This is a genomic window from Sphingobacterium wenxiniae (genome assembly GCF_900116225.1).
Classification (GTDB): domain Bacteria; phylum Bacteroidota; class Bacteroidia; order Sphingobacteriales; family Sphingobacteriaceae; genus Sphingobacterium; species Sphingobacterium wenxiniae.
The window spans coordinates 149,237-171,314 of record NZ_FOZZ01000004.1 but is presented as its reverse complement, the minus strand read 5'-3'; the positions used below and the strand labels follow the sequence as shown (position 1 = coordinate 171,314).

Genomic DNA, 22,078 nt, shown 5'->3' with positions numbered 1-22,078 from the left:
GAGAGGATAATTTTGCCCATTTACCTTATTTTTGCACACTATGAGTAAAACAAGAATTTTTGCTTTGACCATCATTGTTCTGATGCTCATTGCTGTTTTCACCAACCCTAAGCAAGAACAGCATGAGGAAGCGATAAAAGAAAAGGCTGCCCAGCTATTGCGTCAGGAAAGCGGAGACAAGAACAAAGAAATCGTCGATTTCGGCATGCAGCTTTTTGGATATACCTTGGTAGATCAATTTGTGCAAACGCATGTAAAGGTAGAGAACTACTACCTATTCTCCCTGACAAAGATACGGTGGAACGGAGAGGAGAATATCATTGGAGGGGGAGCTTTTAAGTACATCTGGCTCAGTCCCAAAATGGATGAAAAGGCTTCAGAAATTGTAGAAAAAATCAAGACCCTATAATGCTCGACATTTTATATCGGGATGACGAGCTTATTGCTATTAATAAACCACATGGGCTTTTGGTGCATCGTTCGTCGATTGCTGCAGACACATCGGAGTTTGCCCTTCAACTCTTGCGTGACCAAATCCAGCAGACCGTATACCCGTCCCATCGATTGGACCGAAAGACTGCCGGGGTGCTGCTCTTTGCCTTAAGCAAAGAAATGGATGGCCTTGCACAGACTATGTTTGCGGAAAAGCAAACGTGCAAGACATATTGGGCTATTGTTCGTGGTTTTACCGAAGGTGAGGGCACTATTGATTATCCTTTGCAGAAGGAAAACGGAACGTTACAGGAGGCGGTTACGCATTATAGAACCATAGCGCAGGCTGAGATTCCGGTGTCCTTTGGTAAATTCCCCACGGCTCGTTATTCTTTAGTGGAAGTGCAGCCCGAGACCGGACGGATGCACCAGATTCGGAAACATTTTGCCCATATTTTCCATCCGATTATTGCCGATAGACCTCATGGATGCAATAAACAGAATAAATTCTGGAAAGAACATTTTGGTATGGATACTATGATGTTACATGCTAAGAAATTGGTCTTTGACCATCCTTCAACAGAGCAAAAAGTGGAGATTGAAGCACCTTTACAACCTGAGTTTACCCGAGTAATGGAAATTTTGGGGATACATCAATGAAAAATTTCTTCTAATATATAGAGGGAGTTTGGCTGCCCAAAATTCTCGGTGTGTAAACGGTAGAATTCAATAACCTTTTCCAATAGTATCTTCCTATCCTCGGCGTTAATCTTGACAGATGAGGCGTCTTGGAAGGATACCTGCATAAGGTTTTGGAACAGAGAGGTGTGCGGCTCTTGCAAAACATGGGTATGCGCAGGAAGCGTATTTGTAAAAACACCGTCTAAAAGATTGAAGTAGGAAAGTGCTCTCCCGTGGTGCTGTAAAGGAAGAAAACCCAAAAAACGGCTCAGTTTGATTAAAAAGACCAAGTGAAAATTGGCTATATTAGTCTGGCTTTCGTCCAGCCAAAGGATAGATTGCTGTACAAAATGGAACAAATGAGGATCGGGCGATTGTTGCTTGAAGACTTTATACAGCACCTCGTTGATAAATATGGCCACCGAGCTTTTTACAATATCCAGAGGAATAGTGCGTAATGGAGGGTATTGTTGCGCTTCCTTAATGCGCTGCAAGTTGTTGGTGTCCTTATGGTATACAACCAGCTCCAAGGGATGCAAAGGCTGGAAAAGGTTGGCAGATAATTTGGCCTTCGGTTTTTTTGCTCCATTTATTAGATAGGATTGCATACCGAAAGCTTCAGTAAAAATATGGACGACGATACTACTCTCCGAGTAGCTGGTCATTTTGAGTGCAATACCTTTGGTTTTGTGGAGCATGCACAAAGGTAATCATCCGTTTGAAAAAGGGGAAAAATGTTAATTGTTGAAAACTATATTGCTGTGTGTGGTAGTGCTATAGCTTCAAAAAACCTATTTTTGCAGTATTCGCGCAAGGAGTTTCCTAAAATTTTAAAATTATTCTTTTCTTTCCTTGCAATTCCCAAAAGTAATATGGATATTTGCAAACTCTTTGTGAAAAGAGGTTAAGAGAGAACAGACAACATTAAAAATCAAATATCATGTCAAGAATTTGTGATTTAACAGGCAAGGCGGCATTAAAAGGAAACAACGTTTCGCACTCAAACGTTAAGACTAAGCGTAAATTTTACCCAAATTTACAGACTAAACGTTTTTACATTCCAGAAGAAGATCGTTGGATTACATTGAAAGTTTCTACTTCAGCGATTAAAACTATCAACAAGAACGGTATTACAGCAGTAATCAATAAATTTGTCCAAAAAGGATCTATTTAATAGAACTGCCTGTTATCAAATATTCATGAAATCTGATTCGTCGATTGACGGATTATAATACAGTAAAACAATGGCTAAAAAAGGAAATAGAGTACAGGTAATCTTAGAATGTACTGAGCACAAAGAAAGTGGTCTTCCGGGCATGTCTCGTTATATCACTACGAAGAACAAGAAAAACACTACAGAGCGTTTGGAATTGAAAAAATTCAATCCTGTATTGAGAAAAGTAACTGTTCACAAAGAAATTAAATAGTTAACCTTTGGGCTTTTTTAGGCTCACTTAAAAATATAATACAATGGCAAAGAAAGCAGTTGCATCGTTACAAAAAGGGGGTGGTAAAGAGTTTACAAAAGTTATCATTACCACTAAATCTGCAAAAACTGGCGCCTATACTTTCAAAGAGAGTATGGTTCACAATGATAACGTGAAAGAAGTTTTGGCAGCAGCTTCTAAATAAGCTACGCCGGAAATATTCCTTTTTTTAAAATATAAAAAGCCGTTTTGGTATCTGCCGAAAGGGCTTTTTTGGTATATTTGGAAATTAAGGATAGTGGAAAATTGGCAGTTAACAGGTTTCTGCATAATTCTAAATCTCAATACGCAATATTAAGTACGCAATACTACTATGGGATTATTCGATTTTTTCAAGAAAAAACAGGAAGCACCAGAAACACAGGAGGCTTTAGACAAAGGTTTGGAGAAAACCAAGGAAGGCTTTCTCTCGAAGATTACTAAAGCCGTTGTGGGGAAGTCGACTATCGACGACGAAGTGTTGGACAACCTTGAGGAAGTTTTGGTCACTTCGGATGTTGGGGTAACCACGACTTTGAAGATTGTCGACCGCATTCAGCAGCGTGTGGCTCGGGATAAGTATGTCGGTACAGATGATTTGAACCGCTTACTCAAAGAGGAAATTCAGGAGCTTTTGGCTGAAAATAACAGCAACGACTTCGAAAATTTCGAATACGGTAACCATAAACCTTATGTGATTATGGTTGTCGGTGTAAATGGCGTTGGAAAAACCACAACCATCGGAAAACTTGCCCATCAGTTGAAGGAGGCAGGAAATAAAGTTGTTTTAGGTGCTGCCGATACGTTTAGAGCGGCCGCAGTTGACCAGATTCAGCTTTGGGGCGAGCGTGTTGGTGTGCGTGTTGTCGCGCAACCCATGGGCTCTGATCCTGCATCTGTTGCCTTTGATACGGTAAAGTCGGCTGTTGCCAATGGAGATGATGTTGCTATTATCGATACGGCAGGACGTTTACATAATAAAGTGGGCTTAATGAACGAATTGACCAAGATTAAAAATGTTATGCAGAAGGTTGTTCCCGATGCTCCGCATGAAATTCTGTTGGTATTGGATGCCTCTACTGGTCAAAACGCTATTGAGCAAGCTACACAGTTCACGCAAGCTACAGATGTCAACGCCTTGGCTTTAACGAAATTAGATGGTACAGCGAAAGGTGGAGTCGCGATCGGTATATCGGATCAATTTAAAATTCCCGTGAAATACATTGGTGTGGGGGAGAAGATTGGAGATCTACAATTGTTCAATAAAAAGGACTTTGTGGATAGTTTATTTAAGTAAAATATGAAAACAAAATATGCTAAGATTGCTCCTGAATCGAGCAAGCCACGGGTGAATGTCGTGACCTTAGGGTGTTCAAAGAATGTCCACGATTCCGAGGTGCTGATGGGGCAATTGAAGGGCAATCAAATGGAGGTAGTACACGAGGCTTCCAATATCCAAGCGAATGACATCGTTGTAATCAATACCTGCGGTTTTATCGATAACGCCAAGCAGGAGTCTATCGATACGATTCTGCAATATTCCGAATTAAAGGAGCAAGGTAAGGTAAACAGGGTTATAGTGACAGGCTGTCTTTCGGAACGCTACAAACCCGAGCTGCAAGCGGAGATAAGCAATGTGGATGCCTTTTTTGGTACAAATGATTTGCCAGAACTGCTTTCTACTATCGGTGCAAACTATAAGCACGAGCTTTTGGGCGAGCGCCTATTGACAACCCCTTCTCACTTTGCGTACTTTAAAATTGCAGAAGGATGTAACCGACCATGTTCTTTCTGTGCTATTCCTATCATGCGTGGGAAACATGTTTCTAAATCCATTGATGACCTGGTGAAGGAAGCGAAGTTCTTGGCGGCTAACGGTACTAAGGAGCTTATCCTTATTGCACAAGACCTTACTTATTATGGGTTAGATATTTACGGGAAACGTAATCTGTCGGATTTATTGCGCCACTTATCGGATGTGGATGGGATAGAATGGATTCGTTTGCAGTATGCATATCCTTCTGGTTTCCCAATGGATATTTTGGATGCCATGAACGAACGCGCTAGTATCTGTAACTACTTAGATATGCCGTTGCAACATATCTCGGATAATATGTTGCGTTCTATGCGCCGTGGAACGACAAAGCAGAAACAGATTGATTTGGTAAACCAAATCCGGGACAAAGTGCCTGATATAGCCTTGCGTACAACGCTGATCTGTGGCTATCCAGGAGAGACAGAACAGGACTACAACGAAATGTTGGAATGGGTGGAAGAAACCCGTTTTGACCGTTTGGGCTGTTTTACCTATTCGCATGAAGAAAAAACCCATGCGCACTCGTTGGCCGATGATGTGCCAGACGAAGTAAAAGAGCAAAGGGTAGAAGCCATTATGGAGGTGCAACAAGGTATTTCATATGATATCAACCAGACCAAAGTTGGTAAAACGTACAAGGTTTTGGTGGATAGAGTGGATGGTGATTATTTTATTGGACGTACAGAATACGATTCACCTGAAGTGGACAATGAGGTGGTATTGGATGCAAAAGTTAACTATGCTCGAGTAGGGGATTTTGTGCAGGTGCAGGTCGACCGTGCAGAAGATTTCGATTTGTACGGAACGATAATTAAATAGAAATTTAGAAAAGAAAAGCCTCAACATATGTTGAGGCTTTTTTTATTAACGTAAACCTGTAAAATGTATCCGTTTTTTTAGTAATGTGTCCACGTTTAGGGGGTGAGATTCGCTGTAATTTTGCATTATCAAAGTATGAGTACAACAATGAAAAATATTGTAACATTAATTATAGGCGGTTCACTTGGTGGATTGACCACGGCTTTGGTTCTATCTCGTATTGGTATTTCATCCACAATATTAGAACGTACGACAGGACGCACGCAGCGGGGTGTCGCCATTCGCGTTGCTGGAGCGCCCTTACACAACGCTGTTGGCAAGTCGACATATAAAGCCATTACCGATATATTGGGAGAAGCTGCTGTACGGCAGGGCACATTGCCTCATTCTTGGTGGGACGTGTATCAGGCGTTGCGTACGGTAGCTTTAGAAGATGCGAATATTCAGATTGTGGAAGGAGCAAAAATCGTAGAGGTTGGGCAGGATGGAAATCGACCTTGGGCTATGAGTGAATCGGGTGAGCGTTGGGTGGCAGATATTTTGGTTGGAGCCGATGGCTATCGTAGTGTGGTTCGCAGATTTGTTTCTGCAGACCAACAACATGCAAATTATGCGGGATATATTGCCTGGTTGGGGCAAGCAGAAATTCCGTCTAAATATAAAGGGCGAATTCGTGGTGTAGATTTCTTTTCGGGAAATAGGGAATTACTGGCAGTCTATCCGTTGATTGAAAAAAATATGGAATTGAATCATTTCGGTTTTGGTTGGTTTGATAGCAAGCACAATGGCTTGATGCGGGAAATCGGGGTGGTAAATAAGGATCATGTTCTGCATACCCCACGCACGGAAGCTATTCCCGATAGTATTTACGAATCGTTAATAAAACAGGCAAAACGTGTGTGGGATGAGCCTTGGCGTTCGGGAGTCATTAATGCTATCGAAAAGAGGAAGATTATCGCCACACCGATTTCAGAATATGTTCCCAATCGTGTTGTAAGGGAAAATATTGTGCTGATTGGTGATGCTGCACATGCACAATCACCCATGACCGGGGCTGGTTTTGAAGAAGCGACGCTTGATGCTGTTGCGTTGACCAATGTCTTGGAAAAGCACCAAGATATTACGCAGGCTTTGGAACAATACGAATTGCTGCGTTTGGCTTCTATGCGTAGACGTGTGGAAGGAGGACAGTCTTTCGGGAGGGCAATGCTGTAGGCTGTTTTTTGCCATCGGTTTTGTGAGAAGCAGTCAAATCAGTAAAAAGTATCTTTTTTTTAGGTAATTTGTATACATCATGGACGAAGATCAAACCTTTACAAAACCGGGCAGTCATGAGGTTTCCCTACAAATGGAACCCTATACCGCAACGGATAATATACAAGCCACAGAGAATATCACGTCTTTTCTGTTCCACTATTCAGCACCAAAGCAAAAAACAGATATGGCTGTGGAGGCTCTTATAGCACCTACAGACGAACAACGTTTTTCACGGTTGAATCCGGCGATCTCAACGCCACGGATATCGTTCCGAAATCTTGGTTCGGATCCGATTCGTTCGCTCACGATCGTCTATGGCACAGAAGGATTCCCAACCCAAACGTATCATTGGAAAGGAAATCTTCCTTTTAACCAAGTCGCTGAGGTGTTTTTACCGGGCGAAGTTCAGGCAAAAGATGGCGAAAATGTCTTTCATGTCGTGCTTAGCCAACCAAACGGTAAAAAAGATGCATGGACAGGTGATAATTAAATGAAAGTAAGCTTTACTGCACCAGAGCGATTTCCTTCAAAATTTGTGATGCAGTTCCTGACGAATAAGAAACCTGAAGACAATAGTATTTTCTTGGTCAATGCCCAGCAGGATACGCTTTTCCGGAAAATCCCATCAGAGTTGAAAGCAGAAACGCTTTATATAGATACGATAGATCTTGCCGAAGGAAATTATTCGCTTCAACTGTTAGATGCTTCCGATAATGGATTGCAGTTTTGGGCACAACCAGCTAACGGGGATGGTCATCTTCGCCTGTTTGATTTGAAAGGAAACCTGATTCACGCTTTCGAAAGTGATTGTGGAAGTGGAGAGATGTTTAGTTTTAAGGCGGTCGAAGGCTTGGAACGGGACACGACCATAGGTCGGTATGCCTTTTCTCTATATCCGCGTTCCGTGGTAGATAAAATGCAGTTGAGTGTTGTTTCAAACAAGGAAAGCGATATGACTGTGGAAATTACGGTTGATGGTGTCTTGTGGCAAAAGCACGAATACAAGTCCGTGAAGGATGCGGTATTCAATTATGATATTAGCCATCTTCCTGCGGGAAGAATCATCGTGGAAGCTTTTATGGATGGTGTAAGCCAGTTTAAAGGAAGGATTAATAAACGGTAGAAAAAGATCTGTTATACCAAGACCGTATACAAGAGTCCTCGTATGCGGCCTTGGTAATCTCTATCAAAATGCTAATCCTAGTCGAATATACGGCAATACCGCTTCTTTACTAAAGCCAACAGTTCCTTGTATGGTCAATAGATCACCCGGCATAAAATAAATACCTCCGCCATATCCCATGTGCCAGGTTCCACTTTGCTCATCGGTCATCCATACTCTACCGGTGTCATAAAAACCAATTGCTCCTACTGTTCCTGGGAGCAGATGAGAGGCGAAGCTAAAGAGTTTGATACGTCCTTCTAGATTGTTGTATAATGCCGTTTTTCCAGTGAATCGGCGCGAGTTAAAACCCCGTAAGCTCTGTTCCCCACCAATTTGTGTGTGTTGGAAAAAATAAGGGTCGCCCCATACAGTTTGGAAACCTGTACGATTGGCTATTGTTAGCCGTTCATCCGCAGTAGATTTATAGAAGCTAAATGTTGTTTGTAAAGAAGTATAGTTCTGCTGTAGTCCCCCGATTTCTGATTTCCAACTTACTTTATTCGTCCATAGCATACCTCGCTTTGCATTGGTGGCATTGTCTCGACTATCATATGCTATACCAAGACTTAAGCCCGTAAAAAACTTGTTATCAAATGACGATTCATCGGGATTTTGCTCATGCCATTCTCCCAAAAAGCGTTCTGTGTTGTTAGCAGCGTTGCTGCTATAGAATTGTGATGAGGAACCGTAGTATAATTTCCAGTGGTCACTCAGATTATTTTGCAGGAAAATATCTCCTTCTACAAGGTCGTAACGGCTGCGGTAGTAGCCTATGCCCTTTTCGTCTTTGTTAAAAATGGTGTTGTTCCCATAGCCGAAGAAATTGCTGAGGTTTTTGGGACCTAAGGACGTGATATCTATTGTTAGGTCATGTTTGCCTACCAACTGTTTAAATATACCTGAATAATGGAATATGAAAGACTCTCTCCCAGTGAGGTAATTGGCCATAAATTCGTGCCGATAAGCATAAGGAGTTTTGCGGAATCCTTGGTTTTCGATGAGATAACCTGCTCCCAATATTAAGCCTCTATCTACCCCGTAGTTGAGATTAAAAAGTATACCTTTTCGATCGTATACAAAGGCATCGTAAACATAGTCGTGGACAGCAGAATCTTTGCTCAGCTTTTTTCTTACTTTTCCAAGATTCTCCCAAAGGTTTGCGTTCGGCTCCTTGTTTTCGTAGAGCCATACTTTGTCGCCGTTCTGAAAGGCGCTTGTGCTTTCATAACTGTCCTGTTCAGTACCGCCAATGAGACGTAGCTTGATAGGTGATTTTCCTGATCCACGGAGTTTGTAGACATCATTGCCCCCGATACCATATACACGGATTTCCCTTGTTTCCTCTGGGAGGAAAGTTCTCTTCAAGAGGCGTCTCCCCTCTGTACCATCCTTTTTCTTATTATGTACATCCAAAGTAATGCTTCCATCTTTACGATATTGGATATCTATAAATTCATTTTTACCAGATAAGGGAATATCTACTTCACGAACAAGAGAGTGGTAATAGGTCGTTGCAGATTCCAGCAAACCATCTCTTCTCGCACGGATATTTGCGACCAGTTCGTCAGCGCTCAAAGCAACAATCGTATCGGGCATCTGTCGCATTGCTCGATCAATCAGGCTATCTGTGAGCGTTTGCTGTATTAGGCCGACTTCTTTTTGCCAGTCTTCTTTGTCCAAATGGTTTAGGAAAAATCGATCGAAATGGCGAGCATTAAAGTTCCAGTGTGCGACATTTCTGATTTTTGGACCAAAAGGCTGTACATTTGCTTTGAGCCATTGATAAGAGAGTAGGATAGGAAAGACGCCCGAAGTTTTATAATAGACTTTATCCCTATCACGAGGTACCGGTGTGTATATTTTTTTGCCCTTTTCTTTCTCAGGATCCCAGCGCCAGTTGTCCTCGTGTCTATCCCAGTCTCCAAGTACAAAGTCAAGCAAACGCGCACGAAGTGTTAACTGTTGATCCACTTGTGTGTCATTATCTTCTATTACCTTCCGGATTACTTTTTGCGTATTATCTGTTTTGCTATCTTCAAAGGGCATCCGTGGCTCAAACATGTAAGGGCGGTTTTTGAAAATTTCCCGATATTCGCCTAATTGTGGATCATCGCCCACATAAACCAGCTCCGGTGCGGCATGAGGGATTTCCAAGGCTTCGTTAAAAGGAGGGACGGTCAGCGCACCAAAGGGATGGGCAATAGATATCTGGTCTTGCACAATATCTTTGGCGATGGTTTTTCGAAGGCTTTCGGGGAGGCTTCGTTCAGGAAACTTCTGTATAGATCGCAGAACCCATTGTCTGCCTGTCGGATCGACCAAACGCAACGATTGGGTCTGCATACCTCCGCCTAACTTGACGATCTCTAGCCCGCCTTTTTCCACACGGAGATCCATTAATCTCATTTTTACCGGAGTATTATAGAGCTGTCGGTAACTGTCGCCAAGCCAAAACCGATGAACCATACCGACCTCATCGTATTCTGATGCCACAACGGTAGTCATACTATCTTGCTCTTGGGCATAACCACCCAAAATACTGAATAAGGTTCCACAGACTATCGATAAAAACCACCTCATAACTTAATTTTCAGGCATATCTTCCAAAGCAATCGGCACACGCAGGGCTTTGATTTCACTTACTCCTTGTATTTCCTCTAAGGTACAACTTTCAACTTCCTGTTTCAAAAAACCTTCTTCGGCAACTTCTTTAAGAAGACTTGCAATTTCGTGTTCTGTTGTATTTCCCTGAAACACGATAGCTAAGGTGTTAGGCTTAACGAGTCTCTCTCCACGATCCTTAATATACGCTTTGTCGATTCTTTTCTTCAGCATTTGGTAACGGATATTGTAGCCCCCTTCTACATCGAAGCGTCGCTCATCTTCTCGAAAGCTGATATCAATAGGCAGTGCATGCACAAAGATGAGCAACGTGACTTGCATGGGCACGGGTAAGGATTTCTCAATCTGCGCAGCTCGTTTTCCTATGCGTGCCATTGCAATAATCTGTTGTTTCCTAATTTCACGGAGATAGCTTTTTTGGAAATCCTTAGTTGGGGTAATGGATTGGCCTACATACATGTCGTATTCTACACCGTCTGAACGAAACAATTCGAAGTACGACGGAAAAATAGCTTGTACGCAGTCGTTAAATTGTTTTACCTCTTCCTTGATTAAGCCATTTAAGAGCTGTAAGGAGGTCTCAAAAATGTCCCGACTGTTGTTGGACACTTCTTGTTGACGGGCTATAAAGTTCTCGATAGCAGTTCCAAAATCTGGACTTTCTGTTTTTATCTGTCGGAGAATCATAAATAGTTCCTCATGAAGAAACAAATATGTTTCTTGCATATATCGGTCGTATTGTTTTGATTCGAGCCTTGTCCTGATCTTATCTGTCCGTTGTATCAATAGATCCAATGAGCTACCGGCATCAGGAGGAGGCAATGTTTGCAAGAACTGTTCAAGACGATTTACTCTGGAGAGGTTATCCTTTCTATAGATGCTGTTGCGTAGTTGGGTAGACCCTTTTACATCCACGGCTCCATATATTGGGTAGACTTTTTCAAATCGTACAGTTTCGAGAGGGCGTTCTCCTTCCTGCCGCATATAAGAAGCGAGTTGACCAACAGCAACTTCATTAAATCGCCACTCTACAGCAGGGTTCAGTGCCGTAAAATTGTTGAGGACAATACGTTCAAGCCTGCTTTTGAAGATAAACAGAGTTTCTGCAGCCAAGTTGGCCAATAGCGGCATAAACCGATGCCAGGTCACCATCGTTGATTTTGTCAACACGTTAGGTCGACGACTGTACAGCTCCACAAATCCGACAAGCTTTTGATGATGTTTCAGAGGTACACATACGTATGAAGAAATACCTTTTTGCTCAATGAGCTTGCGAAAGATAGGGTCATCTGTGTCAAGGGATTTTTCTATCCCATAAAGAATAGGGTGTGGGTTCTCACAAAAAGACATTATTGCCGGTGTTATCTCTCCAGCGTCTTTTCTTGTTTGTATCTCGGAGAAAAACAGGCAATCCTGCGCAAAGTCGGGAGACAGAATTGGATAACCGTTTAACTCCAATATAGGCAATAGTGAAAAGCCAATTTCTTTAGATCCTGCAATAGTGCTCATAATCTTACGCAACTCTTCAAAGAATGGCTTCAATGTATACTGTGGAAGATCACTAGTCAGTGTGTGCAACCATTCTGACACATAGGATATGGTTTTGTCCTGAAAGGTCAATATGGTTAATCCTTCGAATGTGAAATTGTTGGGGTCCAGCACTCGAAAAATAGGTTTCAAATCCTCAATAGAAAGCACTTCTTTATCGCGTAATACGGTCAGGTCTATGGTCGGTAATTCCCCTTTTCGCTGAATATCCACAAAAGAAAAGTCAACTTGTAGTTCGTAATAACGATCTACCCCGTCTTGATTAACTTTATAGAGAATATTTTTGTCACTGTGCTCGGGTATATTATAAAATCTTTCCAGAATAACACGGTATAAAAGCAGTTGGATAAGCATTATACCCTCCATTTTCTTATTCAGGATTAATTCTGCATCAGTCTCGAGAAAGTGATAAAGCTCGGCTGTTCCGTAGAATATCTGATGTGGAATGGGGCTGCCAAGACCCCAAAGGCCTTTGGACTCCAATCGTAACCCATCCTGCATGGCATATATCATCTCAAAGACCCCTTCGTACGGCTCAAGATTGCCTTCACATATAGCTCCGTACCTGTGCTCAACTCCTTTAATCATTTCGAGACCAAACCGAGGCAACAGATTATGCTGTCCTTCCTTGCTGTCTACAATTTTTTGTAGATAATCGATTAAGGGCTTAAGCGAGAGTATTCCCGTTTTAAATGAGAATCCTCCAAGATGCTTTATGTCTGTATTTTTGAGTAGCATGTATTCTTCTTTTTTTAATCCTTGTACAGAACGGTCTCAAAATCCTTTGTGACAAGATCCTGATCTACAATGTAGAAACTAACTCTAATTTGTCCGTTCTGGAGAAAGTCCATGACAGCAAAACCTTGCTGACCATGCTTGTAATGTAAGTCTTTCGCTTTGCTGATGTGGGAGGTTTTTGCACCTGAGCCACTAATCACTTGTGTGAATCTTTCATCTTGTATGAATTGCAGACCATGATCATGCCCTGAAATATAAATAACCTGGGGATGGTCTTGCAATACCTTGGTCACGGACTGGATAAGTTCCCGATAAGTTGGATGTTTCAGGTCTTCAGCTGTTCTGAAAGCGGTTGAGCGTAGAAGAGGGTATACCGAACCAACGACCGGCAATGGAATATATAAACCTTTCCAAAATCGGCGTAAAGGAAAGAGATGTTCACTCACAGAAAATTTCAAACTATGTTCACCATAGGATTTCATAGGGTGATGACACAGCACCAGAAGTTTCTTATCCTTATGTACCTTGGCTATACTATCCAAGGAAAATAAAAACCGTTGTTTTTCTTTTTCGATTTCCGGAAGAAGGCCTGCTTCGTGGTGAGGGAAAAGCCAAAATTCGCTATCGTAGAGAATGGTGACGATACTATCTGTCAGCATTTCGACAAAGGGTCCTAATGTGCCTGCTGTAGGAACAAATCGGATCTTGTCATCTCCAATACCCTTTAAAAAAGCTTCTTGTGCTTTTATTTTTGCGAGTCCATCCACACCGGATTTATCCCAGTCGTGGTTACCTGCTATGAAGTATATCGTAGCTCCTTTTTTCCGGAAAGGCTCGAATTGAGATTGTAGTATTTTTTCCGTTTCAGCCTTTCTGCTATTTTCCAATCCCATTCCATCAGGGTATATGTTGTCGCCCAGAAAATAAATAGTCGTTTTATTTGGAAGAACAAGATCTGCGCCTGTAGGCAAGAGGGTTTCTTGCTGAGGGTTGATCTCGCCTGCGTCACCGATCAATATTAGACGTTGTTTCACTTCCTGCGCTTGCAACAGGTTCGTGAAGAAGCATAAACTGATGAGTAAATAACGAAACATTATCGTATACGGTTGTATTTGTAAACCATTCCATGCTTTTGGGTACCGGCTTCACTACTGATGTAGAGGTTTCCTTCGGCGTCAAAAGCCAATCCTTCCGGTTGCTCAAAGTCTTTTCTGGGTAAGCGAACGATTTCCTTTGGCCGGAAAGTATCATCGGTGATAACCAGCGACTGATCGATGGAAGAGAGGATATACCATTCGTTGCTTGCCGTGTGTCGAGCCATTGCCGAAGGTTTGAAAGTCTTTTTGATACGCTGATCCAAAGCGGTAAGAGCGTCTATTGAAAGGTTAAAATTTCCCTTGTATGTAAGCTTTCCCTGATTCCCAATCTGCAAAATATACCCCGAAACGTGCTGTCCTTTTTTATCTACTTTGCAGACCTTGCACAATAGGAACAGATTTCCGGAAGATGGATCGAAAGCCATGGACTCATATTCTGCCGTTGGAACCAAACTTTTATTGATGATGACTTCTGTAGCATATGAAGAGCTTCCTATCGGGAAGCTGTAAATATCTCCATTACTTTTTAATACGTAGAAATAATGGTTATCGGTCGTGATTTCTTCGTAATCGCCCTTTTTTGCAAATGCGTTTGTCGCAATAACCTGTTTCTTCCTTAAATCATACGAGAAAAGTACTCCCTCTTCATCTTGTATCGCATATAATATGTTGCTTTGTCCTTCAACAAAGGTGATGCCCGATATTTCTTTCAGCTCTTTGGGCATACTGTGGCTTTCGTCTGCCTTTAGGGTATAAGGAAAAACACTTTTGTAGCCTGCCGTTATTTGTTGGCTTTGGGACTGACATCCTGCTAAGCCCATTGTCGTGAGCCATAAGCTTGTGATGATTGAAAACAACATCTGTTTCATAGTTTTAGTTTACCAGTATCACCGCAATAATAAAAGCGATGACCGAAATAATCAACCCAAACATGAAAATGCCATAGGCATAACGGAGCAGCTTATATTTCCGTCCCAGCACTACACCCTGTGAATACACATCTTGTGTGAGCATACTATAGAGAAAATCGTAATCATCCATTGCCTTTTTCATGGCATCATAGTACGATTGATAGGGCATTTGATGAAAATTACCAAAAAATAGGAGGTTCACGCTCTTATTTTCTACATCTTCTTGCTTAAAGTGTCCGTCTTTCACTTTGGGGATGGTGGAAAGAATGGCTAGAACCATGGTTGCCACAACGATGATCAACAACAATACGGTCGGGACGATCAAGTGCTGATTGGAATCCAACTTCTGCACCAACATCGCCACAACGACAGATAGGATGATGGAGTTTACGGTCAATAGGATATTTGCTTTGTTATCCGCCATATCGCTTAAGCGTTGGCTGTTTGTCGTCGATACGCGGAACATGGTTTCAATACCGCGATCAGGCTTTTTAGCCTTAGTCTCTTCAGTGTTTTGGGCGAGTTTCTTTTGTTGCTGTTTTTCTAAGCTTTCGATATGCATCTGTTTGCCTTTATCCAACTTATTTTTGGCGTATTCTGTGTGGTAATGATGATTTTTTAGTAATTCGATGGTTAGCCCACGCCATACGTTTTTGGCAATTTTGAATTTGGCGATTTGCTCAGCCTCTTTGTGCATGAGCTTATTGCGTGTTTCGAATGCATCTCCTCCGAGATGAAAAAGGTCTGCATCACAGACTATTTCTTCTAAGAGGTTGGAGGGTGATTGAGGCGTGTGTGTTGCCAAAATGCAACCTTTTACCTTTTCAGCTATGGAGTTCTCAACGTTCTCTTGCGTAAGAAAGCTTTCGGCAAAATCCGCGCCGCGCTCCTCATGTTTTGCAGCTCCTCCGGTACAGTAGCCAAGATCATGGAAATAGGCGGCACACATCACGACAAAGTGATCCTCTTCGCTCAGATTATAATGCTCAGCCATTTCTTCGACAGCCTTTACAACATCATCTGTATGCGCGGTGTCATGAAAGCAATAATCTTGTGTTTTATTTTTTTGGATAAAGGCTAATGCATATTGTTTAGCTTTTCCCAGTAATAGCTTGTAATCCATACGCTGCATTAATTGATGCAATCTACTAAAAAAAGTAAAGTAAGTCAAGGTGTTGCTGTACTGAACCAGCTGGACTTATCTAAAAACAAAAATCTATTGATCATAATCTTGTTAATTTAACCCGTTGTGCATTAATTATGTTTTACAGTTTAAATTCTACGTAACATGGAGACAGTGACGACATACATTGCTATAAAGACAACATGCAATACAACAAAGACAACACACATCACCGCAGAGACAACATACATTAGAACAAAGTCAAAGAGAATTTACAATGGCTCTGTTGTATTTTATATCTGTGCAATGCTCTTTTTCTTGATGATAGGAGGCTTTTTTGCATCGCGTATTGGAATTTTCCATAAGTCAATTCAAATTTTGCTGTTGTCATAGTAATTTTATAGGGATGCTATTTGCAAAGCGATAAAGTCTATTGTCTTTTGCACAACAACAGCATACAAATTGTGTTCCATTGTTTAATTTAAGGTAACGATATTGTTCTTTTAAGGAAATTCATCTTTCTTTAAAAGAATCTTACGTAGCAAAACGACAACGACAAGTTACGTTAACTATATGATCGTGTAGGTTCTTATAAAGACTATTGTATCCTTTGCTAAGAATATGTACAGCAAGAAAAATACGATCTACACTGTGGAATAAACTGTTGCGTTTATGAATATGAGTTTGTAGGGAAAGCATAGGTATATTTACATGTGGTGGAAAGCAGTTGTGTTTGGTGTGTTGTTTATGCAGTTTGGTAATAAGTATATGTTGGGCGCTCTGTTGTATGTCGTGAGCAAGTCGTTGTTTATATGTTTTTCCTCAACATGATGTGTGGAGTTGAAAACTATCTATAACTTTATGACAGTGTAGTTCTTCAACCCCTCTCTTTCACAGGTTTTTATAGCTTGTAAACGTGTTGTGCATTATGAAATAAAAACCTTACTTTACCTCTTGTTGTTCAGTCGCTTTTAGCAGTTTATGGAAAACCTCGGTATTGTCGTAAACTCCTTGAAATAGGAATGAGCGTGCTCCATACGCAAATACAGGAACAAAATCGTTAGTGTGGTCATTACTACTGAATTGTACCCGAACTCTTCCTTTCCGATAGTCCGAATCCAATACTGTCATGCCTCCGGTTTCGTGGTCTGCTGTCACGATAACCAGCATTTCTGGATCTGCATCGGCCATTTTGAGAACTTCCGATACCGTCATATCCAAATCCAATGTTTCTGTGATGGAATAAGTAACATCATTTGCATGTCCGGCATAATCGATTTGTGCCGATTCGGCCATAATGAAATAGGGCTTTTGTGCATGGGACAAATGGGTGATAGCGCCTTTCAAGGATTGAAGTAGAATGTCTTTCCGCCCATCTTTAACAGGACGAGTAAGTGAATCCGCTAGAAAAACAATTTGCCTGTCGGCATCTGACCGGAGTATATTCTTGGTTACAGGGATATTTGGATAACCTTTAAATGTAGTGTCTCTCTTGGCCCATGATGGCGTACCACCGATTAGTATATCAATGCCGGATTGTGGGAAATTATCCAATAGTGCACGACTCTCGTTGCGTTCGATATGGTGACCGTAGAATACCGCCGGTGTTGCATCTGTTATGTCGCCTGTGCTGATAATAGCTGTTTTCCACCCTTTTTGGCTCAGTAGGCTTGCCACACTGATCTGTGGGTTTCCATTTTCATCAACAGCTATGGCACGGTTATTCGTCTTGCGGCCAGTTGCAATTGCGGATCCGCCTGCAGCAGAGTCTGTGTTGTCCGTGTTCAGTGCTTCTGTTTGCGAAAGGCCTGTTGCACGCATGTTTGTCATGCTGAGTTTTCCTCCGTTGGCCGCCTTTGCTGCTTTGACTGCAGATAGCCCCATACCATCACCGATAAGTAAGAGGATGCGTTTGGCAGGACGGTCTGCTCCATCATGTTGAAAGCTTGGTTGATATGTTGGTTGAAACTGTTTTGCTTGAAAGGAAGCCCGAGGTTGTTCTTTCAAAAATATTTCCAAGGCCTTGGGTTGGTCGGTATTGATCCAATATACACCTTGGTTGATAAGGAACAGCCAGCTGTTGGGACCATCGTGTGTGCCGTAAAAGCGAAAAGGCAGTCCAAGGCTATCCGCTTTGGCAATAGCACGCTGCATGCCCTCTACATTGTCCGGTAAACCTTTCCCGTTCCAGTCGGTATAGTCGCTTATGCCTGCGCTGATAAGGGCGGTTTGTGCCAAACTGGAATCATCATACGTCCAATCTACTTCTCCATCAAACAAAAGCCAGCTGGGATATTCTTTAAAGCCTTCGGGGCGTGGACGGCTACCACTGATGATGATTTTAATCGCATTCGGGTTTTGGACCGGGTTGAAGATAGGACCATAGCTTTCTAACTGTTTGATCAGTATAGGAAGTAAAGCACGATAGTTTTCCTTGACATCGATCAGGAGCTGCAACTTTTTACTGCTGTCACGAAACGCATGCCCACCGTTCTGTTGATACAACTTTGCTACGGGATCGAGATACAGGTTACGCAAGGTACGTTCCTTGGTGATCTCATGCTTGTCATGCGCCACCATCAATTCGCCATCCTGCAGAAAAACATCTGCTTCAATAGATTGCATCCCGGCATAATATGCCGTGAAGAAAGGCTGCGGCTGCCAATAATCATTATGGCTATGCGCTGCGTAGGCGTGTGTGTCCTGCTGTTGTTCGCGTGAGAACATTAGTTTCTCGAACTGTTGCTCCAGACTCTGCCCTTGCACAGTGGAGGAAGCAGCGGTCATTATGAAAAAAGCACATGCGTACGCACGTATATATTTTCTGGGAAAGGATGTCATTATGCTATTTTTTATTGTCATAGATAATCTATTGGACTTCAACCCAAAGATAATGAAAGGATTCTATTCATATCTTATTTGTTCTGGCGGCAAAAGTAGAAAGCAAAGGTTTCTTGTGTGTTGATTTAGTATTAACAAATAGTTAATAGAAAAAGGCTGCGTTAATGGATTATCTTGACAGAAGTTTTTTGTGCTTTTTTATGCGTTAGAAGAACTTTAGTCGGCTAAATCTGACAATTAACAAATAGTTAACACAGGGTACATAAACGCGTAACATTGACCTTGTAAGTTTGGGCTTGTTAAAAAATCAACGTTTAAACAATGAAAAACAAATCTAAGAAATTTGTGCTGATGGCCTTACCATTGGCGTTCTCTTCCTTTATTCCTGCGCCTGCCGCAGGGTGGGTTGCCCCAATGGTGGAGAGCGTGGTCTATCAGGGCGAAGTGAGTGGCCGGGTAGTGGACACGGGAGGCAATCCGCTTTCCGGCGTGACAGTTATTAACTTACAAAGTCAAGCCACAGTACAGACCGGAGAAGATGGTAGTTTCCGTATTGCTATTGCGCAAGGTCAGCGTTTACGCCTTACTTATCTGGGCTTTACTATGCAGGAAGTGTCCTATACAGGCCAGCCATCTTTCAGCATAACCATGCAGGAAGAAGGATCTACTTTAGACGAAGTTGTCGTTGTCGGTTATGGTACGCAAAAAAGAGCAAACCTGACTGGTGCGGTAGACCAGATTGGTTCAGAAGTGTTTGAGGGAAGACCGCTTGCTAATGTCAGCCAGATGCTTCAAGGAGCGGTGCCTAACTTGAATATCACGCCAGCGGACGGAAAGCCTACACGTGCTCCGGGATTTAACATCAGGGGAACGACTTCCATTGGACAGGGAGGTAGTGCTCTTATTTTGATTGATGGTGTTGAAGGTGATCCTTCCATTTTAAATCCGAATGATATTGAATCGGTTTCTGTTCTAAAGGATGCGTCTTCTGCCGCGATCTATGGATCGAGAGGAACATTTGGGGTTGTGTTGATCACAACAAAAAGAGCGAAGGAAGGACGCAGTACAATTAATTATTCCGGAGGGCTTACCCTACAAAAGCCAACAACATCGCCAGACTTTATTACAGATGGTTATACGTATGCAGAGCGCTTTTATGAAGCCTATAATGCGTGGAATAACTATTCTTCTGTACCGAGTAAACTCAATAAAACGCAGATCTTCACCTTGGATTGGTTAGAAGAGTTTCGCAAAAGAAAAGAATCTGGTAATACCGAAGAGGTTACTGTCGCACCAAATGGAGAATATGTTTACTACGGCAATGAAGACTATTATGGTGCTTTAATAAAGGACAATACTTTTGTACAGAATCATAACCTATCCGCCAGTGGGACATCGGGTAAAATAGATTATTTCCTGTCTGGCCGACTTTTCGACAATCAAGGGCTTTACCGATACAATACGGATAAATATACAAGCTATAATACAAGAGCAAAAGCAGGCTTACAGGTAACGGATTGGTTGCGTATCGAGAATAATATCGATTATGCTTTCATGAAATACCATGATCCGTCTACATCAGGGGAAGGTGGAAATATATGGCGAAATATAGCCGATGAAGGACACCCTTCTTCTCCAATCTATAACCCTGACGGAAGTTTTTCTTTTTCAGCGGCTTATACATTGGGCGACTTTATTTACGGAAAGAATGGAACGGATACGGAGAAAAAAGATCTCCGGAACACGACATCTTTTGCAACAAACTTCTTCAATAACACCTTCCGCATTAAAGGTGATTTAACCTTTAGGAATCGTGATCTTGGGTCTATACGTGTGCGTGTACCTGTGCCTTACAGCGTTAACGAAGGGGAGATACGCTCGTTGCAGACCAGTATGAACGACAACATTTATCAGGTGTCGCAACAAAACAACTATCTGTTCACCAACCTTTACGGAGAATACGAGAAAACCTTTGGTGGCGATCATTATGTTAAGGGGCTGATCGGGTATAACTACGAGCAGCAACGCTATAGAGCCAGTTATATTACTAAGACGGGACTACTTACTGAAAATACGGAGAATATAAATCTGGCATTAGGTGATGCGGTTCAGGCTACTGCAGGCTACAACCGGTATCGACTGGCAGGTTTATTCTTCCGTGCGAACTATATCTATAAAGATCGTTATTTATTGGAGGTCAACGGACGTTATGATGGTTCTTCAAAATTCCCAACCGATGAGCAGTGGGCTTTCTTCCCTTCTGTGTCTGCGGGTTGGCGTGTGTCGCAGGAACCGTTCTGGCAGATCAGTCCAAAGGCGGTTTCTGATTTCAAGATCCGGGCTTCTTACGGTTCTTTGGGGAATGGTAATATTTCTCCTTATTCCTTCCTTGATACCTACAATATTTCCACATCAGGACGGGTTCTTGGAGGCGTGAAAAATAGATATACCAGTGTGCCGGCTGTTATTCCGAATAACCTGACCTGGGAGACAGCACGGACAGCAAATTTAGGGGTGGATTTGGCATTTCTAAATAATAAATTGACGTTTACAGGAGATATTTACCGTCGGGAGACATTGAATATGTATACCGTAGGACAACAGTTGCCCGAAATATTCGGAGCATCCTCGCCGAAAGGGAACTATGCCGATATGACGACAAGAGGCTTTGAACTGACATTGGCATACAATGACCGTTTCGATGTGGGCGGTAAACCACTCGGGTTTGGTGTGAAAGCAACCCTTGCGGATTATCGGTCAACAATAGACCGGTACAATAACGAAACCGGAAACCTCAATGATTACTATGCCGGTCAGCGTTATGGAGAAATCTGGGGTTACGTGACGCAGGGATTGTTCCAGTCGCAAGAAGAGATAGACGCAGCGCCTAAACAGACGTTGATTAAATCTTCCAATTCGGGACGGGTATATCCCGGGGACATCCGTTTTGCTGATTTAGATGGAAATGGTGTCATTGATTATGGTAGCAATACATTGGACAGCCATGGTGACAAGACTATTATCGGTAACTCAGAACCAAGATATATTTACGGATTGAATCTTAACTTAGACTATGCCAATGTGTATGTTTCGGCATTCTTCCAAGGCGTGGGTAAGCAGGATTGGTATCCCGGTAATGAATCTATCTTCTGGGGACAATACAACCGTCCATATAATAATCTTCCGGCTTGGCACGTAGATAATTATTGGACCGAGGACAACCCAGGGGGCTATTTCCCAAGATATGCAGGGTATAATACATCCTTAAAACAGACGGTACAAACCCGTTACCTTCAAAATGTGGCCTATGTTCGGTTGAAGAATCTACAGGTCGGTTATAATTTTCCGCAACCTATTGTTTCCAAACTTAAGCTTCAAGGTTTAAGGGCTGGCTTGTCTGCCGAGAACCTATTTACATGGTCTCCGCTGTATAAACACACGAAGGACATTGACGTGGCTAATATAGGCCAATCGGATCCTGATATTAGTACCGGGCATGGTGATGGGTTTAATTACCCAACGATGCGAAGTTTCAGCTTTAATTTATCGATCAATTTTTAAG

18 protein-coding genes are annotated in these 22,078 nt (G+C 42.2%); 11 read left to right on the top strand and 7 right to left on the bottom strand.

All coding sequences use genetic code 11. The features are described 5' to 3' along the window. The first annotated feature begins 40 nt into the window (after window positions 1-40). Window positions 41-409: a DUF4359 domain-containing protein gene (locus BM375_RS07300; RefSeq protein ID WP_093364831.1), complete on the top strand. Its 369-nt coding sequence runs from the start codon at window positions 41-43 to the stop codon at window positions 407-409. Continuing rightward, window positions 409-1,092, top strand: a complete 684-nt coding sequence (locus BM375_RS07295; protein ID WP_093364830.1) for a pseudouridine synthase — start codon at window positions 409-411, stop codon at window positions 1,090-1,092. The genes BM375_RS07300 and BM375_RS07295 overlap by 1 nt, the downstream gene beginning before the upstream one ends. Here the strand turns inward: BM375_RS07295 and recO are convergent. After that, window positions 1,086-1,811: a DNA repair protein RecO gene (recO, locus tag BM375_RS07290; RefSeq protein WP_093364829.1), complete on the bottom strand. Its 726-nt coding sequence runs from the start codon at window positions 1,809-1,811 to the stop codon at window positions 1,086-1,088. The genes BM375_RS07295 and recO overlap by 7 nt on opposite strands. 242 nt (window positions 1,812-2,053) lie before the next feature. Between recO and rpmB the strand changes: the two genes are divergently transcribed. The 8 genes from rpmB (at window position 2,054) to BM375_RS07250 (ending at window position 7,594) form a co-directional block, all read left to right on the top strand. Next, the gene (gene rpmB / locus BM375_RS07285) at window positions 2,054-2,287 is read left to right on the top strand and encodes a 50S ribosomal protein L28 (RefSeq protein WP_093364828.1); all 234 of its coding nucleotides are present in this window, start codon (window positions 2,054-2,056) and stop codon (window positions 2,285-2,287) included. Window positions 2,288-2,357: 70 nt separating this feature from the next. Beyond that, entirely contained in the window at window positions 2,358-2,540 is a 183-nt protein-coding gene (gene rpmG, locus BM375_RS07280; protein WP_002998409.1) for a 50S ribosomal protein L33, read from the top strand. A 43-nt stretch (window positions 2,541-2,583) separates the two neighbouring features. Beyond that, entirely contained in the window at window positions 2,584-2,745 is a 162-nt protein-coding gene (locus tag BM375_RS07275) for a DUF4295 domain-containing protein (RefSeq protein WP_093364826.1), read from the top strand. A 168-nt stretch (window positions 2,746-2,913) separates the two neighbouring features. Next, a complete protein-coding gene (gene ftsY / locus BM375_RS07270) occupies window positions 2,914-3,876 on the top strand; it encodes a signal recognition particle-docking protein FtsY (protein ID WP_093364825.1) in 963 nt (320 codons plus the stop codon). Window positions 3,877-3,879: 3 nt separating this feature from the next. After that, window positions 3,880-5,214 (top strand): 30S ribosomal protein S12 methylthiotransferase RimO, encoded by a 1,335-nt coding sequence (rimO, locus tag BM375_RS07265; protein WP_093364823.1) that lies wholly within the window; start codon window positions 3,880-3,882, stop codon window positions 5,212-5,214. Window positions 5,215-5,361: 147 nt separating this feature from the next. Next, on the top strand, window positions 5,362-6,429 hold the full coding sequence (locus BM375_RS07260; RefSeq protein ID WP_170852612.1) for an FAD-dependent monooxygenase: 1,068 nt from the start codon (window positions 5,362-5,364) through the stop codon (window positions 6,427-6,429). Window positions 6,430-6,508: 79 nt separating this feature from the next. Next, the gene (locus BM375_RS07255) at window positions 6,509-6,961 is read left to right on the top strand and encodes a hypothetical protein (protein ID WP_093364819.1); all 453 of its coding nucleotides are present in this window, start codon (window positions 6,509-6,511) and stop codon (window positions 6,959-6,961) included. Continuing rightward, the gene (locus BM375_RS07250; protein ID WP_139227523.1) at window positions 6,962-7,594 is read left to right on the top strand and encodes a hypothetical protein; all 633 of its coding nucleotides are present in this window, start codon (window positions 6,962-6,964) and stop codon (window positions 7,592-7,594) included. Between the two features lie 63 nt (window positions 7,595-7,657). On the opposite strand, the gene BM375_RS07245 is transcribed toward BM375_RS07250, so the two are convergent. The 6 genes from BM375_RS07245 to BM375_RS07220 form a co-directional block, all read right to left on the bottom strand. Beyond that, entirely contained in the window at window positions 7,658-10,216 is a 2,559-nt protein-coding gene (locus tag BM375_RS07245) for a BamA/TamA family outer membrane protein (RefSeq protein ID WP_093364815.1), read from the bottom strand. 3 nt (window positions 10,217-10,219) lie between these two features. Further along, on the bottom strand, window positions 10,220-12,544 hold the full coding sequence (locus tag BM375_RS07240; RefSeq protein WP_093364814.1) for a GAF domain-containing protein: 2,325 nt from the start codon (window positions 12,542-12,544) through the stop codon (window positions 10,220-10,222). 14 nt (window positions 12,545-12,558) lie between these two features. Beyond that, window positions 12,559-13,638: a metallophosphoesterase gene (locus tag BM375_RS07235; protein ID WP_093364812.1), complete on the bottom strand. Its 1,080-nt coding sequence runs from the start codon at window positions 13,636-13,638 to the stop codon at window positions 12,559-12,561. Beyond that, entirely contained in the window at window positions 13,638-14,510 is an 873-nt protein-coding gene (locus BM375_RS07230; protein ID WP_093364810.1) for an SdiA-regulated domain-containing protein, read from the bottom strand. The genes BM375_RS07235 and BM375_RS07230 overlap by 1 nt, the downstream gene beginning before the upstream one ends. Window positions 14,511-14,514: 4 nt before the next feature. Further along, the gene (locus BM375_RS07225; protein WP_093365013.1) at window positions 14,515-15,675 is read right to left on the bottom strand and encodes a Pycsar system effector family protein; all 1,161 of its coding nucleotides are present in this window, start codon (window positions 15,673-15,675) and stop codon (window positions 14,515-14,517) included. 942 nt (window positions 15,676-16,617) lie between these two features. After that, the gene (locus tag BM375_RS07220) at window positions 16,618-18,462 is read right to left on the bottom strand and encodes an alkaline phosphatase (protein WP_170852611.1); all 1,845 of its coding nucleotides are present in this window, start codon (window positions 18,460-18,462) and stop codon (window positions 16,618-16,620) included. A gap of 375 nt (window positions 18,463-18,837) precedes the next feature. On the opposite strand from BM375_RS07220, the gene BM375_RS07215 reads away from it, so the two are divergent. Beyond that, on the top strand, window positions 18,838-22,077 hold the full coding sequence (locus BM375_RS07215) for a SusC/RagA family TonB-linked outer membrane protein (protein WP_093364803.1): 3,240 nt from the start codon (window positions 18,838-18,840) through the stop codon (window positions 22,075-22,077). Window position 22,078 lies beyond the last annotated feature (1 nt).

Excerpts from the sequence above, each read along its gene's own strand:
- BM375_RS07250 (WP_139227523.1), top strand. The coding sequence starts at position 6,962 with ATGAAAGTAAGCTTTACTGCACCAGAGCGATTTCCTTCAAAATTTGTG.
- BM375_RS07225 (WP_093365013.1), bottom strand. The coding sequence starts at position 15,675 with ATGGATTACAAGCTATTACTGGGAAAAGCTAAACAATATGCATTAGCC.
- BM375_RS07260 (WP_170852612.1), top strand. The coding sequence starts at position 5,362 with ATGAAAAATATTGTAACATTAATTATAGGCGGTTCACTTGGTGGATTG.
- rpmB (WP_093364828.1), top strand. The coding sequence starts at position 2,054 with ATGTCAAGAATTTGTGATTTAACAGGCAAGGCGGCATTAAAAGGAAAC.
- recO (WP_093364829.1), bottom strand. The coding sequence starts at position 1,811 with ATGCTCCACAAAACCAAAGGTATTGCACTCAAAATGACCAGCTACTCG.
- BM375_RS07240 (WP_093364814.1), bottom strand. The coding sequence starts at position 12,544 with ATGCTACTCAAAAATACAGACATAAAGCATCTTGGAGGATTCTCATTT.
- BM375_RS07245 (WP_093364815.1), bottom strand. The coding sequence starts at position 10,216 with ATGAGGTGGTTTTTATCGATAGTCTGTGGAACCTTATTCAGTATTTTG.
- BM375_RS07300 (WP_093364831.1), top strand. The coding sequence starts at position 41 with ATGAGTAAAACAAGAATTTTTGCTTTGACCATCATTGTTCTGATGCTC.
- ftsY (WP_093364825.1), top strand. The coding sequence starts at position 2,914 with ATGGGATTATTCGATTTTTTCAAGAAAAAACAGGAAGCACCAGAAACA.
- BM375_RS07230 (WP_093364810.1), bottom strand. The coding sequence starts at position 14,510 with ATGAAACAGATGTTGTTTTCAATCATCACAAGCTTATGGCTCACGACA.
- BM375_RS07295 (WP_093364830.1), top strand. The coding sequence starts at position 409 with ATGCTCGACATTTTATATCGGGATGACGAGCTTATTGCTATTAATAAA.
- BM375_RS07220 (WP_170852611.1), bottom strand. The coding sequence starts at position 18,462 with ATGACCGCTGCTTCCTCCACTGTGCAAGGGCAGAGTCTGGAGCAACAG.
- rpmG (WP_002998409.1), top strand. The coding sequence starts at position 2,358 with ATGGCTAAAAAAGGAAATAGAGTACAGGTAATCTTAGAATGTACTGAG.
- rimO (WP_093364823.1), top strand. The coding sequence starts at position 3,880 with ATGAAAACAAAATATGCTAAGATTGCTCCTGAATCGAGCAAGCCACGG.
- BM375_RS07275 (WP_093364826.1), top strand. The coding sequence starts at position 2,584 with ATGGCAAAGAAAGCAGTTGCATCGTTACAAAAAGGGGGTGGTAAAGAG.
- BM375_RS07235 (WP_093364812.1), bottom strand. The coding sequence starts at position 13,638 with ATGTTTCGTTATTTACTCATCAGTTTATGCTTCTTCACGAACCTGTTG.
- BM375_RS07215 (WP_093364803.1), top strand. The coding sequence starts at position 18,838 with ATGAAAAACAAATCTAAGAAATTTGTGCTGATGGCCTTACCATTGGCG.
- BM375_RS07255 (WP_093364819.1), top strand. The coding sequence starts at position 6,509 with ATGGACGAAGATCAAACCTTTACAAAACCGGGCAGTCATGAGGTTTCC.